The sequence below is a fragment of the Nocardioides sp. F233 genome (assembly GCF_057813895.1).
On sequence record NZ_JBVASH010000002.1, the window covers coordinates 958,638 to 972,558 of the forward strand.

At 70.4% G+C, this 13,921-nt stretch carries 11 protein-coding genes; 8 read left to right on the forward strand and 3 right to left on the reverse strand.

Features of this window, described 5'->3' with window-relative positions; genetic code table 11:
• Window positions 1–5 precede the first annotated feature (5 nt).
• Entirely contained in the window at window positions 6–581 is a 576-nt protein-coding gene (locus ACZYRU_RS11025) for a dihydrofolate reductase family protein (RefSeq protein ID WP_488957126.1), read from the reverse strand.
• A gap of 157 nt (window positions 582–738) precedes the next feature.
• On the opposite strand from ACZYRU_RS11025, the gene ACZYRU_RS11030 reads away from it, so the two are divergent.
• On the forward strand, window positions 739–2,619 hold the full coding sequence (locus ACZYRU_RS11030) for an ABC transporter ATP-binding protein (protein WP_488957127.1): 1,881 nt from the start codon (window positions 739–741) through the stop codon (window positions 2,617–2,619).
• Here ACZYRU_RS11030 and ACZYRU_RS11035 read toward each other — a convergent pair.
• Both ACZYRU_RS11035 and ACZYRU_RS11040 read right to left on the reverse strand, forming a co-directional pair.
• The gene (locus tag ACZYRU_RS11035) at window positions 2,613–3,806 is read right to left on the reverse strand and encodes a hypothetical protein (RefSeq protein ID WP_488957128.1); all 1,194 of its coding nucleotides are present in this window, start codon (window positions 3,804–3,806) and stop codon (window positions 2,613–2,615) included. The two genes, ACZYRU_RS11030 and ACZYRU_RS11035, sit on opposite strands and share 7 nt — an antisense overlap.
• Before the next feature lie 4 nt (window positions 3,807–3,810).
• Entirely contained in the window at window positions 3,811–4,341 is a 531-nt protein-coding gene (locus ACZYRU_RS11040; protein ID WP_488957129.1) for a hypothetical protein, read from the reverse strand.
• Window positions 4,342–4,580: 239 nt separating this feature from the next.
• On the opposite strand from ACZYRU_RS11040, the gene acnA reads away from it, so the two are divergent.
• From acnA to ACZYRU_RS11075, 7 genes are all read left to right on the forward strand, one after another.
• Window positions 4,581–7,328, forward strand: a complete 2,748-nt coding sequence (gene acnA / locus ACZYRU_RS11045; RefSeq protein ID WP_488957130.1) for an aconitate hydratase AcnA — start codon at window positions 4,581–4,583, stop codon at window positions 7,326–7,328.
• A 210-nt stretch (window positions 7,329–7,538) separates the two neighbouring features.
• Window positions 7,539–7,733 (forward strand): hypothetical protein, encoded by a 195-nt coding sequence (locus ACZYRU_RS11050; RefSeq protein ID WP_488957131.1) that lies wholly within the window; start codon window positions 7,539–7,541, stop codon window positions 7,731–7,733.
• Window positions 7,734–7,746: 13 nt separating this feature from the next.
• Window positions 7,747–8,046, forward strand: a complete 300-nt coding sequence (locus ACZYRU_RS11055; protein ID WP_488957132.1) for a thiamine-binding protein — start codon at window positions 7,747–7,749, stop codon at window positions 8,044–8,046.
• Entirely contained in the window at window positions 8,043–8,729 is a 687-nt protein-coding gene (locus tag ACZYRU_RS11060; RefSeq protein WP_488957133.1) for a thioredoxin-like domain-containing protein, read from the forward strand. The genes ACZYRU_RS11055 and ACZYRU_RS11060 overlap by 4 nt, the downstream gene beginning before the upstream one ends.
• 143 nt (window positions 8,730–8,872) lie before the next feature.
• Window positions 8,873–10,321: a dicarboxylate/amino acid:cation symporter gene (locus tag ACZYRU_RS11065; protein ID WP_488957134.1), complete on the forward strand. Its 1,449-nt coding sequence runs from the start codon at window positions 8,873–8,875 to the stop codon at window positions 10,319–10,321.
• The gene (locus ACZYRU_RS11070) at window positions 10,318–11,526 is read left to right on the forward strand and encodes a hypothetical protein (RefSeq protein ID WP_488957135.1); all 1,209 of its coding nucleotides are present in this window, start codon (window positions 10,318–10,320) and stop codon (window positions 11,524–11,526) included. The genes ACZYRU_RS11065 and ACZYRU_RS11070 overlap by 4 nt, the downstream gene beginning before the upstream one ends.
• A 63-nt stretch (window positions 11,527–11,589) precedes the next feature.
• Window positions 11,590–13,866: an Ig-like domain-containing protein gene (locus ACZYRU_RS11075; protein WP_488957136.1), complete on the forward strand. Its 2,277-nt coding sequence runs from the start codon at window positions 11,590–11,592 to the stop codon at window positions 13,864–13,866.
• Window positions 13,867–13,921 lie beyond the last annotated feature (55 nt).

Genomic DNA, 13,921 nt, shown 5'->3' on the forward strand with positions numbered 1-13,921 from the left:
AGGCGTCAGCGCACGACGTCGTAGCAGAGCTTCTGCACGCCGTTGGCGTACGACGCGCTCTCGACGAGCTCCAGCTTCTGGCGGTCCTTGTCGGTCTCGCTCCACATCCGCTTGCCGGCGCCGAGGACCCACGGGAAGACCAGCAGGTGGTAGCGGTCGAGGAGCCCGGCGTCGGCGAGGCCGCGGGCCAGGCTCGCCGAGCCGTGGATCGAGAGCGGGCCGCCGTCGGTCTCCTTGAGCGCGGCGACGTCGTCGAAGGAACGCAGGATCGTGGTCTCGCCCCAGTTGGTGACGAGGTCCTCGTCCTTGAGTGTGGTCGAGACGACGTACTTCGGCATCGCGTTGTACGTCGGGAACTCGGTCGTCATCTTCGGCCACACCGGCGCGAACGCCTGGTAGCTGACCCGGCCGAGGAGCAGCGCGCCGGCCTCCTCCTGCTCGCGGGCCTTGAGCTCGTAGACGTCCTCGACGAAGTCGATGCCCTGGAAGGTCCAGCCGCCGTTGCGGTAGCCGTCCTCGGGGCCGGGGGCCTGGACGACGCCGTCGACGGAGACGAAGGCGGTGTAGATCAGGGTGCGCATGGTGACCTCCGGGGGTCGGGATGGGGGCGCTGACATCCTCTCCACGAACGGGGGAGGACCGGTACGACAGGCCGGGCGGATCTTTTTTCGGTGATTTTCCGGCTCGTGGCCTCGCCCGCTTGTCCTCATGTCGGCTTGAGGTTCTACGGTCACGAGCATGAGCATGGAGTCGATCGCCTGGAACCAGGTGTACCGGGGGATGCACGGCCCGGACGAGCAGCGGGAGTTCAGCACCGCGACCGCGAAGCGGATCCTGCGTTTCGCGCGTCCCCACCGCCGCAAGCTGATCGGGTTCGTCGTCCTCAGCGTCGTCACGGCCGGTCTCGCCGTCGCGACGCCGGTGCTGGCCGGTGACGTCGTCAACGCGATCGTGGCGGGCGACAACCGCTCGGTCGTCGTACGGCTGGCGCTGGCGATCGCGGTGCTGGCGGTGCTGGACGCGGCGCTCGGGCTGGTGTCGCGCTGGCTGTCGTCGAGCATCGGCGAGGGCCTGATCCTCGACCTGCGCACGACCGTGTTCGACCACGTCCAGCGGATGCCGGTCGCCTTCTTCAGCCGGACCCGGACGGGCGCGCTGGTCAGTCGGCTCAACAACGACGTCATCGGGGCGCAGCGTGCGTTCAGCCAGACGCTGTCCGGGGTGGTCGGCAACCTGGTCACCCTGGTCCTGACCCTGGTCGTGATGCTCGGCATCTCCTGGCAGGTCACCCTGCTCGCGCTCGTCCTGCTGCCGGTGTTCGTCGTGCCCGCGCGACGGATGGGCCGCCGACTGGCCGGCATCCAGCGCGAGGCCGCCGACCACAACGCCGCGATGGGCAACCAGATGACCGAGCGGTTCTCCGCGCCCGGCGCCACCCTGGTCAAGCTGTTCGGCCGCCCGGAGCAGGAGTCGGCGGAGTTCGCGGCGCGGGCGCAGCGGGTCGCCGAGATCGGCGTACGCACCGCGATGGTGCAGACCACCTTCGTCACGGCGCTCACCCTCGTGTCCGCGCTCGCCGTCGCCGTCGTCTACGGCCTCGGCGGCGCCCTCGCCCTGAAGGGCACCCTCCACGCCGGTGACGTGGTCGCCCTGTCCCTGCTGCTCACCCGCCTGTACGCCCCGCTGACTGCCCTGGCCAGTGCCCGGGTCGAGGTGATGAGCGCGCTGGTCAGCTTCGAGCGGGTCTTCGAGGTGCTCGACCTCGAGCCGTTGATCAAGGACCGCCCCGGCGCCCGGCAGGTGCCCGACGGCCCGGTCGCGGTCGAGCTCGACGACGTCCGGTTCGCCTACCCGTCGGCCGACAAGGTCTCGCTCGCCTCGCTGGAGGCGGTCGCCACGCTCGACACCCGCGGCGGCGAGGAGGTGCTGCACGGCATCTCCCTGCGCGCCGAGCCCGGCCAGGTCGTGGCCCTGGTCGGCTCCTCAGGCGCGGGCAAGTCGACCATCGCGCAGCTCGTGTCCAGGCTGTACGACGTCGATGCGGGCGCCGTACGCCTGGCGGGGGTGGACGTGCGGGACCTGACCGCCGCGTCGATCCGCAGCGCGGTCGGCATGGTCACCCAGGACGGGCACCTGTTCCACGACACGATCCGGGGCAACCTGCTGCTCGCGCGCCCGGAGGCGAGCGAGCAGGACCTGTGGGACGCGCTGACCCGGGCCCGGCTCGCGGACCTGGTCGGGGCGCTGCCCGATGGGCTGGAGACGGTCGTGGGTGAGCGCGGCTACCGGCTCTCGGGCGGCGAGCGGCAGCGGCTCACCATCGCGCGGCTGCTGCTCAAGCATCCGCAGGTGGTCATCCTCGACGAGGCGACGGCGTCCCTCGACTCGACCTCGGAGGCCGCCGTGCAGGCGGCGCTGGGGGAGGCGCTCGCCGGCCGGACCGCGCTGGTGATCGCGCACCGGCTCTCGACGATCCGGGCCGCCGACCTGATCGCCGTCGTCGAGGGCGGCCGGATCGTGGAGCGCGGCACGCACGCGGCGCTGCTGGCCGCGGGCGGTCGTTACGAGGAGCTCTACCGGACCCAGTTCGCGGAGGACGCGCCCGTGGTCCCTCAGTAGGGGACTCGTCCGGAGCCGGGGCGGCCCTCGTTGAGGGGGCCCGTGCCGCCCTCGAACCTGAGCAGGCCCAGCAGGGTGGTGAGGTCGGCGGCCGCCAGGACGGCGGAGCCGCTCGCCGCGCGCACGCCGACGTCGCCGGGCTCGACCTCCGTGGTCGTGTCACCGGCGTTGAGGCTGTCGAGCGCGTCCTGGTACTTCTGGAGATAGGAGTCCTTGAGCGTGGTGGCGAGCATCGTGTAGAGCTCCTCGGCACTCTCGACCGGGATCCTCTTGGTGAAATGGGGGAGGAGGGTGAATCCGGTGGCGTCCTCGATCGCCTGGGCGAGCTCGACGAGGTGGCCGCCCTTGCTCTGGACGTCGTTGACGTCGTTGACGATCGTCTTGACCGGCGTCACGAAGTCGCTGAGCACCGTCAGCGCTGCCTGGCCGATCGCCTGGACGTCGGCAATCCACGCGGGCGGCGGGTCGGCGGGGTCCTCGGGCTTGCGTCCGAAGGCCGCCCACTGCTTGAGCTGGGCCTTGACGCCCTTCTCCATGGATGCGGCGAAGGCGAGCGCCCCCACCTGGGTGCTGCCGATGACCTGGGCGGTCGCCGCGGTGCACCGGGTGAGGCGCCCGGCGATCTCGCCGCAGCGGACCAGGCCCTCGTTGTAGTTCAGGTAGAAGGAGCCGAACTCGATGGCGGCGTCGCTCTGCCAGAAGTTCGGGATGGTGCCCAGGCCGGCGAAGTCGTCGCCGATGTCGAGGGTGAGCTTGTCCGCCACCTCGGTCTGGATCGCGAGGATGGCCTGGGTCATCGTCGTGACGTCCGGCTCGGTGAACTGCGCGCAGATGCTGCGGGCGTAGTCGGCGATCCCGGCCGCCCAGGCGACGCCGTCGGCGTACGCGTCGTCGGCAGACTTCTGGATGCTGCGGATGAACTCGTACTTGTCGTAGGTCGCCCCGGGCGGCATGTACATGTCGGCGCGCCAGATCGACGGCCGGACCTCGAAGGCCCCGTCGGGACAGGGGAAGTGGTAGCCCTCCTCGAGGATCAGGACGTCGAGGATGCCCTCGTTGTAGGTGGAGTTGATCTCGGTGCGGGCAGCTTCGAGGTACTGCCAGGCGTTCTCGTTGCCGCGCAGGTAGCCGAGGTAGGTCTCGATCCGCCCGAGCAGGCTGTTGAACTCGTCGCGTGAGAAGGCCACGTGCTCACGCTCCTCGGTGACGGTCGCGGTTGTGCTGGTCGGCGCTGTCCTGCTCGGCCTGCTCACGATCGGTCCGGTCCTGGTCGACGGACACCGGGTCCGGCGTGCTCGGCGTGACCTGCGGGACCCCGTGGTCCGAGAGCACCGTCGCGCCGGGCGTCGCCGGGTCGTCGAGAGCCGGGGGCACGTAGCCGTGGTCGCTCGGCTCCGCGGCGTCGCGGACCTTGGCGGACAGGTTCCTCAGGTCGGTCCGGGCCGCCTCGTCATTCTCCACGTAGTCGTCCGCGGTGGCCTCGACCGCGAGGGCGCAGTCGTTCAGTGAGGAGACACCGATCCGCATCGCGTCGTGCACGTTGCCGCCTGCCTGGAGGACCGACCGGAGCACGGCGGGGTCGCCCGCGAGGGCGGCCTGCACGTTGAGCGTCTGCAGGTGCTCGTACAGGGTGGTGGTGTACACCGCCAGGTCGTGGGCTGCATCGGGCATCAGGTCGCGGCTCGCGGTGTACATCCGGTCGAGCTTCGACATCAGGGTCATGGGTTCCTCCGTTTGGTCTGCGGTCCCTGTTCCCGCGGCCGATCCGGACGAAACTGCGCCCAGGGCGCGAGCACGTCCGCGCACGTCGCCCCGACATCGTGTATCTTGATATCAAGAGATGTCCGGCACAGCCGTGCCGAAGACTTAGGTCAACCTCACTATCCGTTCCACCGTTCGCGGCGGCAGGATGCAACAGGAGACCTAGCGACAACGATGAAGTCGATGAGGACGGAGACGCGATGGCCAGCAAGAACAGCTTCGGCGCCAAGAGCACCCTGGACGTGGACGGCAAGTCCTACGAGATCTTCCGCCTCGACGCGGTCAAGGGAGAGGGCCTCGACGTCGAGAGCCTGCCCTTCTCGCTGAAGGTGCTGCTCGAGAACCTGCTCCGCACCGAGGACGGCGCGGACATCACGGCCGAGGACATCAAGGCCCTCGCCGGCTGGGACGAGACGGCCCAGCCCGACAAGGAGATCCAGTTCACGCCCGCCCGCGTGATCATGCAGGACTTCACCGGCGTCCCCTGTGTCGTCGACCTCGCCACCATGCGCGAGGCCATGGCCGACCTGGGTGGCGACGCCACCAAGATCAACCCGCTCGCGCCGGCCGAGATGGTCATCGACCACTCCGTCATGGCCGACGTCTTCGGCACGCCCGAGGCGTTCGCCCGCAACGTCGAGATCGAGTACGAGCGCAACCGCGAGCGCTACCAGTTCCTGCGCTGGGGCCAGGGCGCCTTCGACGACTTCAAGGTCGTCCCGCCGGGCACCGGCATCGTGCACCAGGTCAACATCGAGCACCTGGCCCGCACGGTGTTCACGCGTGAGGTCGACGGCGAGCTGCTGGCCTACCCCGACACCTGCGTCGGCACCGACTCGCACACCACCATGGTCAACGGCATCGGCGTCGTGGGCTGGGGCGTCGGCGGCATCGAGGCCGAGGCCGCGATGCTCGGCCAGCCGGTCTCCATGTTGATCCCGCGCGTCGTGGGCTTCAAGCTGTCCGGCGAGCTGCCCGAGGGCTCGACCGCCACCGACCTGGTGCTCACGATCACCGAGATGGTCCGCAAGCACGGTGTCGTCGGCAAGTTCGTCGAGTTCTACGGTCCCGGTGTCGCGGCGCTGCCGCTGGCCAACCGCGCCACCATCGGCAACATGTCGCCGGAGTTCGGCTCGACCATCGCGGTGTTCCCGATCGACGGCGAGACCACCAGCTACCTGCGCCTGACCGGTCGCTCCGAGGAGCAGATCGCGCTCGTCGAGAAGTACGCCAAGGAGCAGGGCCTCTGGCTCGACCCCGACGCCGAGCCGCGCTACTCCGAGAAGCTCGAGCTCGACCTCGCGACCGTCGTCCCGTCGATCGCCGGCCCGAAGCGCCCGCAGGACCGGGTGCTGGTCACCGACGCCAAGGCGTCGTGGCGCGAGTCGGTCCTCGACTACGTCGACAACGGCGACGCCGACGAGGCCGGCAAGGAGTCCTTCCCGGCCTCCGACGCCCCGGCGCAGTCGGTCGGCCGCCCGTCGACCCCGGTCGAGGTCACCCTCGAGGACGGCACGTCGTTCACCCTGGACCACGGCGCGGTCACGATCGCCTCGATCACCTCCTGCACCAACACGTCCAACCCGTCGGTCATGATCGGCGCCGCGCTGCTCGCCAAGAAGGCGGTCGAGAAGGGCCTGACCCGCAAGCCGTGGGTCAAGACCACCCTCGCGCCCGGCTCGCAGGTCGTCTCCGACTACTACGACAAGGCCGGCCTGACGCCGTACCTCGACAAGCTCGGCTTCAACCTGGTCGGCTACGGCTGCGTCACCTGCATCGGCAACTCGGGCCCGCTCATCCCCGAGGTCTCCGCCGCGGTCAACGAGCACGACCTCGCCGTCGTCTCGGTGCTCTCGGGCAACCGGAACTTCGAGGGCCGGATCAGCCCCGACATCAAGATGAACTACCTGGCCTCCCCGCCGCTGGTCGTCGCGTACGCGCTGGCCGGCTCGATGGACGTCGACCTGTTCAACGACGCGCTCGGCACCGACGCCGAGGGCAACCCGGTCTACCTCAAGGACATCTGGCCGAGCCCGGCCGAGGTCGAGGAGACCATCGCCGGCGCGATCAACTCGGAGATGTTCGCCTCGTCGTACGCCGACGTCTTCAAGGGCGACGAGCGCTGGCGCTCGCTGCCCACCCCCGAGGGCAACACCTTCACCTGGGACGCGACGTCGACCTACGTCCGCAAGCCTCCCTACTTCGACGGCATGCCGCACGAGCCGGTCCCGGTCACCGACATCTCCGGTGCCCGCGTCCTGCTCAAGCTCGGCGACTCGGTCACCACCGACCACATCTCGCCGGCCGGCTCGATCAAGGGCGACTCGCCCGCGGGCATCTACCTCACGGAGAACGGCGTCGCCCCGCGCGACTTCAACTCCTACGGCTCGCGCCGTGGCAACCACGAGGTCATGATCCGCGGCACGTTCGCCAACATCCGCCTGCGCAACCAGATCGCGCCCGGCACCGAGGGCGGCTTCACCCGCGACTTCACGGTCGAGGGCGGTCCGGTCAGCACGGTGTACGACGCCTCGGTGCGCTACCAGGACGCGGGCATCCCGCTGGTCGTCCTGGCCGGCAAGGAGTACGGCTCCGGCTCGTCGCGCGACTGGGCGGCCAAGGGCACCTCGCTGCTGGGCGTCAAGGCGGTCATCGCCGAGAGCTACGAGCGCATCCACCGCTCCAACCTCATCGGCATGGGCGTCATCCCGCTGCAGTTCCCGGCCGGCCAGAACGCCGCGTCGCTCGGCCTGACCGGTGAGGAGACGTTCGCGATCGCCGGCATCACCGAGCTCAACGACGGCACCACGCCGCCGACGGTCAAGGTCACCACCGACACGGGTGTCGAGTTCGACGCGGTCGTCCGCATCGACACCCCCGGCGAGGCGAACTACTACCGCAACGGCGGCATCATGCAGTACGTCCTGCGGAACCTGCTCCGCGGCTGACGCCTGCCGCTCTGCTCGATCCGAACGGCCCGTCCCTCCTGGAATGGAGGGGCGGGCCGTTCGGTGTTCTCGCGCGGCGTAGGAAATGGCGGCGGCCGGGTGCGTGCGACACCAACGGTAGGCCGGCCGGGCCCGTCGGCATGCCGTTGATGTCACTGGCATGGTCGAGGAACCGGTCGTCAGCAACCTGGTGTGGTGGATGATGGGGCCATGATCCTCGCCGTGACCATCGCCCTCGGTGGGTGCCTGCTGGCGCTCGGCGCGCTGACCGGAGCCGGTGAGCGGCGGAGGGGTGCGTCGGCGGCCGTCGTCGCCCTGGCGGCGGCGTTCTTCCCCGTGACCTGGCTGGTCTGGTACCTGCGCGACGAGCGACCCTACTGCCGAGGTGCGGCACAGCCCCACTGACTACGGTGGGCGCATGCTCGTCGCGTTCAGCATCAGTCCCTCCAGCTCCGACGACACCGGTGGCGTGTCCGAGGCCGTGGCCGCCGCGGTCCGGGTGGTCCGTGAGTCCGGGCTGCCCAACGAGACGACGTCGATGTTCACGACGATCGAGGGCGAGTGGGACGAGGTGATGGCCGTGGTGAAGCAGGCGGTGGACGTCGTCGCCGCGACCTCCGCGCGGGTCGGTCTGGTGCTCAAGGCCGACATCCGGCCGGGCTTCACGGGTGAGCTGACTGCGAAGGTGGAGCGGGTCGAGCGGGCGCTCGAGCAGTGAGCGAGCCGCTCTTCCCGCCGCCGCCCTACCCGCCACCGGCCTTCCCGCCTTCCGGCTTCCCGCCGCCGAGGAAGCGCTCGGCGGTTCCGATCGTGCTCGCCGTGCTCGCCGCCGTCCTCGTGCTCGCGGTCGCGATCGTGGTCCCGGTCGTGCTCGCGAGGAGCGACGACGCCGAGGCGGACGACGGCGCGGGCAAGGCGGAGCCCGACACGAGCAGCCTCGCCGCCGTGAAGCAGTACGACGGCCTGACCAACCAGCACCTCGCGCCGGGGGAGGAGCCGGACTACCCGCAGTCGCCGCCGGTCGGTGGCGACCACGCGCCGTACTGGCTCGAGTGCGGCGCGTACGACGAGCCGGTGCCGGAGGTCAATGCCGTCCACGACCTCGAGCACGGCACCGTGTGGCTGACCTACCGGACCGACGACGTCGACGCTGACGGCGTCCAGCGGCTCACCGAGGAGTTGCCGGCCAACGGGATCCTGTCGCCGTACGACGACCAGGAGGCGCCGGTCGTGATCACGGTCTGGGGCCGCCAGCTGGAGCTGACCGGCCCGGATGACCCGCGGATCGCCCTGTTCATCGCTCAGCTCGGCGCGGGCGACACCGCGCCCGAGCCGTTCGCGTCCTGCAACGGGGGAGTCGACCCCGCCGACCTGCCGCCGACCGGGGGTCCGGTCGTCTGACCTCCTGATAGGCCCCACCGATCAGCCATCCCGGAATCCGGGATGGCTGATCGCATTTCGGGCGATCTGGCGCTGAGCACCCTCACCAATCCTCTAGTCTTTAAGTCGATCGAAATAGTCGACTAAAAGAAGAAGAGGGACTCATGGGCGGGTACGCCGTCGCCGCGCTGCTGGTGACGCTGGGACTGTTCGCCGGCATCCACGTGCTGGGCCGGATGCGGGTGAACTTCAGTGTGCTGACCATCGGTGCGCTGGGGCTGGGAGTGGCGGTCGGCGTGGTCTTCGAGGGCCACCTCGACTACGTCGAGCCGGTGGGCAAGGTCTACCTGAACCTGCTGCTCGCGATCGTCGCGCCGCTGATCATCGTCTCGATCCTGTCGAGCATCACCTCGCTCGGCTCGACCGCCCAGCTGCGCACCATCGGCGCCCGCTCGATCGGTTGGCTGCTCGGGCTCAACGCGCTCGCGGTGCTGCTGACCCTGGGGCTCTCGCTCCAGCTCGGCATCGGCAAGGGTGCCGACCTGACGCTCGGTGAGACGAACACCTCGGCGCTGGAGAACATCAAGAAGCCGTTCACCGAGGTGTTCATCGACTTCTTCCCGACGAACATCGTCACCGACATCGCCGAGAACAACGTCATCCCGATCATCCTGTTCAGCGTCCTGATCGCGGTGTCCTACTCGCTCGTGGCGGACCGCGCACCCGCCACCGTGGCGCCGTTCAAGGCGTTCATCGACGCGCTGCGCGAGATCATCTATCGCGCCGTCGGGTTCGTGATCGCGCTGACGCCGTACGCCGTGCTGTCGCTGACCGCCGTCGCCACCGCCCGTGCCGCGGGCCAGTGGTCGCAGATGGTCTCGCTCCTCGGGGTGCTCGGCCTGGCGTGGCTGGCCTGCTTCGTGCACGCCTTCCTCGTCAACGGCGTGCTGCTGCGGGTGTTCGCCGACGTCGATCCCCTGCGCTTCTTCCGCAAGCTCCTCCCGGCCCAGCTGACGGCGTTCACCACGCAGAGCAGCGCCGGCACCCTGCCGGTGACCACGCGGCTGCTGCGCGAGCGGATCGGCGTCCCGTCCGACATCGCCGGCTTCACCGCGCCCCTCGGCACCACCATCGGCATGCCCGGCTGTGCCGGCGTGTGGCCGGTCCTGCTGGCCGTCTTCGGCGTCAACGCCCTCGGGATCTCGTGGGGCGTGCAGGACTACGTCGTTCTCGTCCTGCTCGGCGTGATCGTCTCCGTCGGTACGGCGGGCGTCCCCGGCACCGCCACGATCACCGCCACCACGGTGCTCACCGCAGCCGGGCTCCCGCTCGAGCTGGTCGCGATCACGCTGCCGGTCAGCATGGTCGCCGACATGGCGCGCACGCTCGACAACGTCACGTCCGCCGCCGTCGCCGCCACCATCGTGGCCCGCCAGGAGGGCCGCCTCGACGACGCGGTCTTCGACGGACTCGTCGTTCCTGACGACCTGGCCGGGGAGGTCGTCGACGACCGGGCCGGAGCGCTCGTCGACCCCGGCGTCCCCATCGGTGCCTGCGCGCTGCCCACCCCTGCTCCCACCACCACCCCCATCCCGCAAGGAGTCAACGCATGACCACCCGGCGATCCCACCGGATCCTCGCCCTGCTGCCCGTCGCCGCGATCGCGGCCACGCTGGCCGTCTCGATCGGCCCGGCCCCGGCCGCGCACGCCGACGGCTGGGTCGACGGGGGCGACGAGTTCCCCTGCCTCGACGACGTGACCTGCCTCTGGATCCAGGACTGCGAGCTCGACGAGAACCAGCACCCGATCTACCCCAACCGCAACGGCAGGACGTCGTACCCGGCCGGCAGCTACAGCTACAAGGGCGACAAGCCGACCACGACACCCACGCCGACCCCCACGCCGACGGCAACCCCGACGCCCAGCCCGACCGGCACCGGCAGCGGCACGACGGGCGCGGGCGGCAAGGCCACCGGCGGCAAGACCCCGGGCAAGGGCACCGGCAGCACTGGAACCACCGGAACCACCGGTACGACGGGTGCCGTCGTCGACCCGACCGACACTGCGACCGAGCAGGTCGCGCCCGGTGCGCCGAGCGCACTCGCCGCGCCCACCCTCACGGTCGACGGCGACACGGTGACCGTCTCGTGGGCCGCGTCGCCGAACGCCGAGATCGAGCAGGTGACCGGCTACCTGGTCCGCTTCACAGGCCAGGCCGCGGTCCAGACCGACGCGTCGAGGCTGGAGTACGTCTTCGAGGACGTGCCGCCCGGCAGCTACCGCGCGGCGGTCTGGGCCAGCAACGCGGCCGGCGAGTCCGCCGGCTCACCGCCGTCGGAGCCGGTCGTGGTCGGCGTCGACCCCGCCACGGTCGCCGGCACCGTCACCGTGACCGGTGACCTGACGCCCGGGGCCACCGTGACCGTCACCGGTACCGGCTTCGCGCCGCGGATCGAGGGCTACGCCCTCGAGCTGCACTCCGACCCGGTCCCGCTCGGCACGGTGAAGACCGACGACAACGGCGGGTTCACCGCGGACGTCGTCGTCCCCGCCGGCGTCACCGCGGGCGAGCACCAGCTCGTCGTCCTCTTCGACGGCGCCCAGGTCGCGACCACGCCGGTCACCATCGCCGCCGCAGCCGGCGCGCCCGCGAAGGCCGAGACCGACGCTGCCGCGGACGAGGAGCCGACGCCGGTGCCGGACAACGCCGGCCTCGCGATCCTCGGCGGCCTGGCCGGTGCCGGCGCGCTCGCCCTGACCTGGCACGTCCTGCGCGGACGCCGGCGCCGCCCGCGCCGCGTCCTCGTCCCCGCCTGACCTGCAGCACCCCGAAGCACCCCAAGCACCACCCATCCCGAGAACAAGAGAGCGATCCCCCTGATGAACCACCGCACCCACCTGAGGCGCACCGTCGCGGCCGCCACGGTCGTCGCGCTCGCGGCGTCGCCCCTCCTGGGCATCGACGCACCCGCGCGCGCCGCCGACCCCGACCCGGCCACCTATCCCGCAGCCACCCACGGTGCGACCGTCGACTGGTTCGACGACGAGTTCCCGGCGCTGGACAAGGGCAGCGTGTTCGAGACGGTCACCTTCGAGCGGTTCGAGTACCTGCTCAAGAAGAACACCGGCAGGTGGGCCTTCGTGATCGGTGGCCCGGAGGACGACTACCTCCAGGACACCATCGGCGCCATCCAGGACGTGGCGAAGGCCGAGGGCATCGAGAAGATCTACAACTTCGACCCCAACCTCGACGGCGACGCGCTCAGCGTCTTCGACCTCACCGGGTTCGACCTCGCGACGGCCGACAACGCCGGCAAGGACCAGTTCCTCGACCTCGGCGAGCGCCTGGTGACCAGCTACCTCGGCAAGGACGCCGAGACGCCGTTCGCCCTCGCCGACGACCCGGGGAAGCCGGACCAGCGGGTGTCGGCGCAGCATCCCTACCTCTTCGTGTACGACGCCGCCGGTGGCGAGACCAACCGCATCGTCGACGCGCTCGTCACGCCGCCGGCGGACCTGTCGTCGCCGGCCGCGCTGGCGTCGTACAAGACCGACGTGAAGCGGGTGCTGACCTCCGCCGACCTCGACGTCGACACCCAGTGGGACTTCCTCAGCACCGAGCACAACCGCCGCCACTTCGAGCGGTACGTCAAGAACGCAGACCCGGCGACCGAGGTGCTCAACCGCAAGCGGTTCGGCGGCGACATCTTCGACGCCGCCGAGGACCTCACGAACGGCGACGAGGACGACTTCCGGATCCAGAGCATCACCTACCCGGAGCTGATCGACATCCTCGACAGCGAAGGCGACTTCCTCATCCTGTTCGGCGGCACCTGGTGCCACAACACCGCGGCGATCATCAAGCAGACCGCCGAGTACGCGCGCCGCTACGGGATCAGGAAGGTCTACAACTTCGACTTCTCGCTCGACTCGACCGGCAACTCCGGATCGCTCGACAAGCACATCCGCGACAACGCCTTCCGCACCGTCAACGGCTCCTCGCTGCAGACCCGCCCGTCGTACCTCTACGGCCGGATCCTCGAGAAGCTCGCCAACGCGAAGACCCAGTACAAGGTCCTCGCCGACGAGCCCGGCACCCAGAGCACCAGCCCGGTGAAGTACGTCGTGGGCGGCCAGGAGAAGCTCGCCCGCAAGATCCAGGTCGGCCACCTGCTGTCCTACGACAAGGACGCCACCGCCGGCGGCCAGCCCGCGCCCGTGCTCGACCAGGCGATCCGTGACGACTGGACCAACCCGGACGGCGGCACCTTCGCCGGCAACGTCGAGTACATGACCGAGGTCTGGTTCACCAAGGGCAAGGACGCGGCGTATGACGCCGGTGACCCCGACCAGCTGCGCGGCAACGTCAACGTCAGCGCCGAGGCTGGCCAGAACTCGCTGCAGAACCAGCGCAACTTCGCCCGCGAGGCGATCGACGAGGTGCGCGACGTGATCGCCGGTGTGGCCGGGGGCTACGACAGCCAGGTCACCGTCACCGGTGCCCCGACCACCGTCCCGGCCGCCCACCCCGGCAACCTGACCGCCCAGGTGAGCGTCGGCAGCCGGTTCAGCGGCTTCTTCTCCGACCGGACCGCCGGCGCCACCCTCGCTCCGCTCACCGGCCTGCGCCCGCTGGGCGGCTCCGTGCAGGTGTTCGTCGACGACGCCAGGCTCGGCGAGGTCGACGTTGACGCCGACCGCGTGGTCGACGTGAGCCTCCCGCTCCCGGCCCTCACGGTCGGTCAGCACACCGTCCGCTACGTGTACGGCGGCGGCGCGGCCGGACTCGTCGGCGGCGCCGAGCGGACCCAGCCGCTCACGGTCCAGGCGACGACGGCAACGCCGAGCGGCCCGGTCGCCGCATCGGGCGCCACGCTCACGGTGACCAAGAAGCCGACCTCGAAGAAGGCCGGTGCGGCGCAGGTGACGCTCACCGTTGCCGCCGGCAAGGCCGGAGCGACCGGCACCGTCACGGTAGTCCTCACGAAGGGTGCCGCCAAGAAGACGGCGAAGCAGGCCGTCGTCGTCAACGGGGTCGCCACGGTGAAGCTGCCCAAGCTCGCCAAGGGCAGGTGGAGGGTCGCCGTCACCTACTCCGGTGACGCGACCTGGCTGCCGCTGACCGCGACCGCCAAGGCGATCAAGGTGACGAAGTAGCACCGGATCCCTCCCACGACCGGGTCCGGCGGCAGTGCCGCCGGACCCGGTCGGT

What these genes read in the sequence shown, in the direction of transcription:
- acnA (WP_488957130.1), top strand. Translation starts at nt 4,581, where the DNA reads ATGGCCAGCAAGAACAGCTTCGGCGCCAAGAGCACCCTGGACGTGGAC.
- ACZYRU_RS11065 (WP_488957134.1), top strand. Translation starts at nt 8,873, where the DNA reads ATGGGCGGGTACGCCGTCGCCGCGCTGCTGGTGACGCTGGGACTGTTC.
- ACZYRU_RS11075 (WP_488957136.1), top strand. Translation starts at nt 11,590, where the DNA reads ATGAACCACCGCACCCACCTGAGGCGCACCGTCGCGGCCGCCACGGTC.
- ACZYRU_RS11025 (WP_488957126.1), bottom strand. Translation starts at nt 581, where the DNA reads ATGCGCACCCTGATCTACACCGCCTTCGTCTCCGTCGACGGCGTCGTC.
- ACZYRU_RS11055 (WP_488957132.1), top strand. Translation starts at nt 7,747, where the DNA reads ATGCTCGTCGCGTTCAGCATCAGTCCCTCCAGCTCCGACGACACCGGT.
- ACZYRU_RS11070 (WP_488957135.1), top strand. Translation starts at nt 10,318, where the DNA reads ATGACCACCCGGCGATCCCACCGGATCCTCGCCCTGCTGCCCGTCGCC.
- ACZYRU_RS11050 (WP_488957131.1), top strand. Translation starts at nt 7,539, where the DNA reads ATGATCCTCGCCGTGACCATCGCCCTCGGTGGGTGCCTGCTGGCGCTC.
- ACZYRU_RS11030 (WP_488957127.1), top strand. Translation starts at nt 739, where the DNA reads ATGAGCATGGAGTCGATCGCCTGGAACCAGGTGTACCGGGGGATGCAC.
- ACZYRU_RS11040 (WP_488957129.1), bottom strand. Translation starts at nt 4,341, where the DNA reads ATGACCCTGATGTCGAAGCTCGACCGGATGTACACCGCGAGCCGCGAC.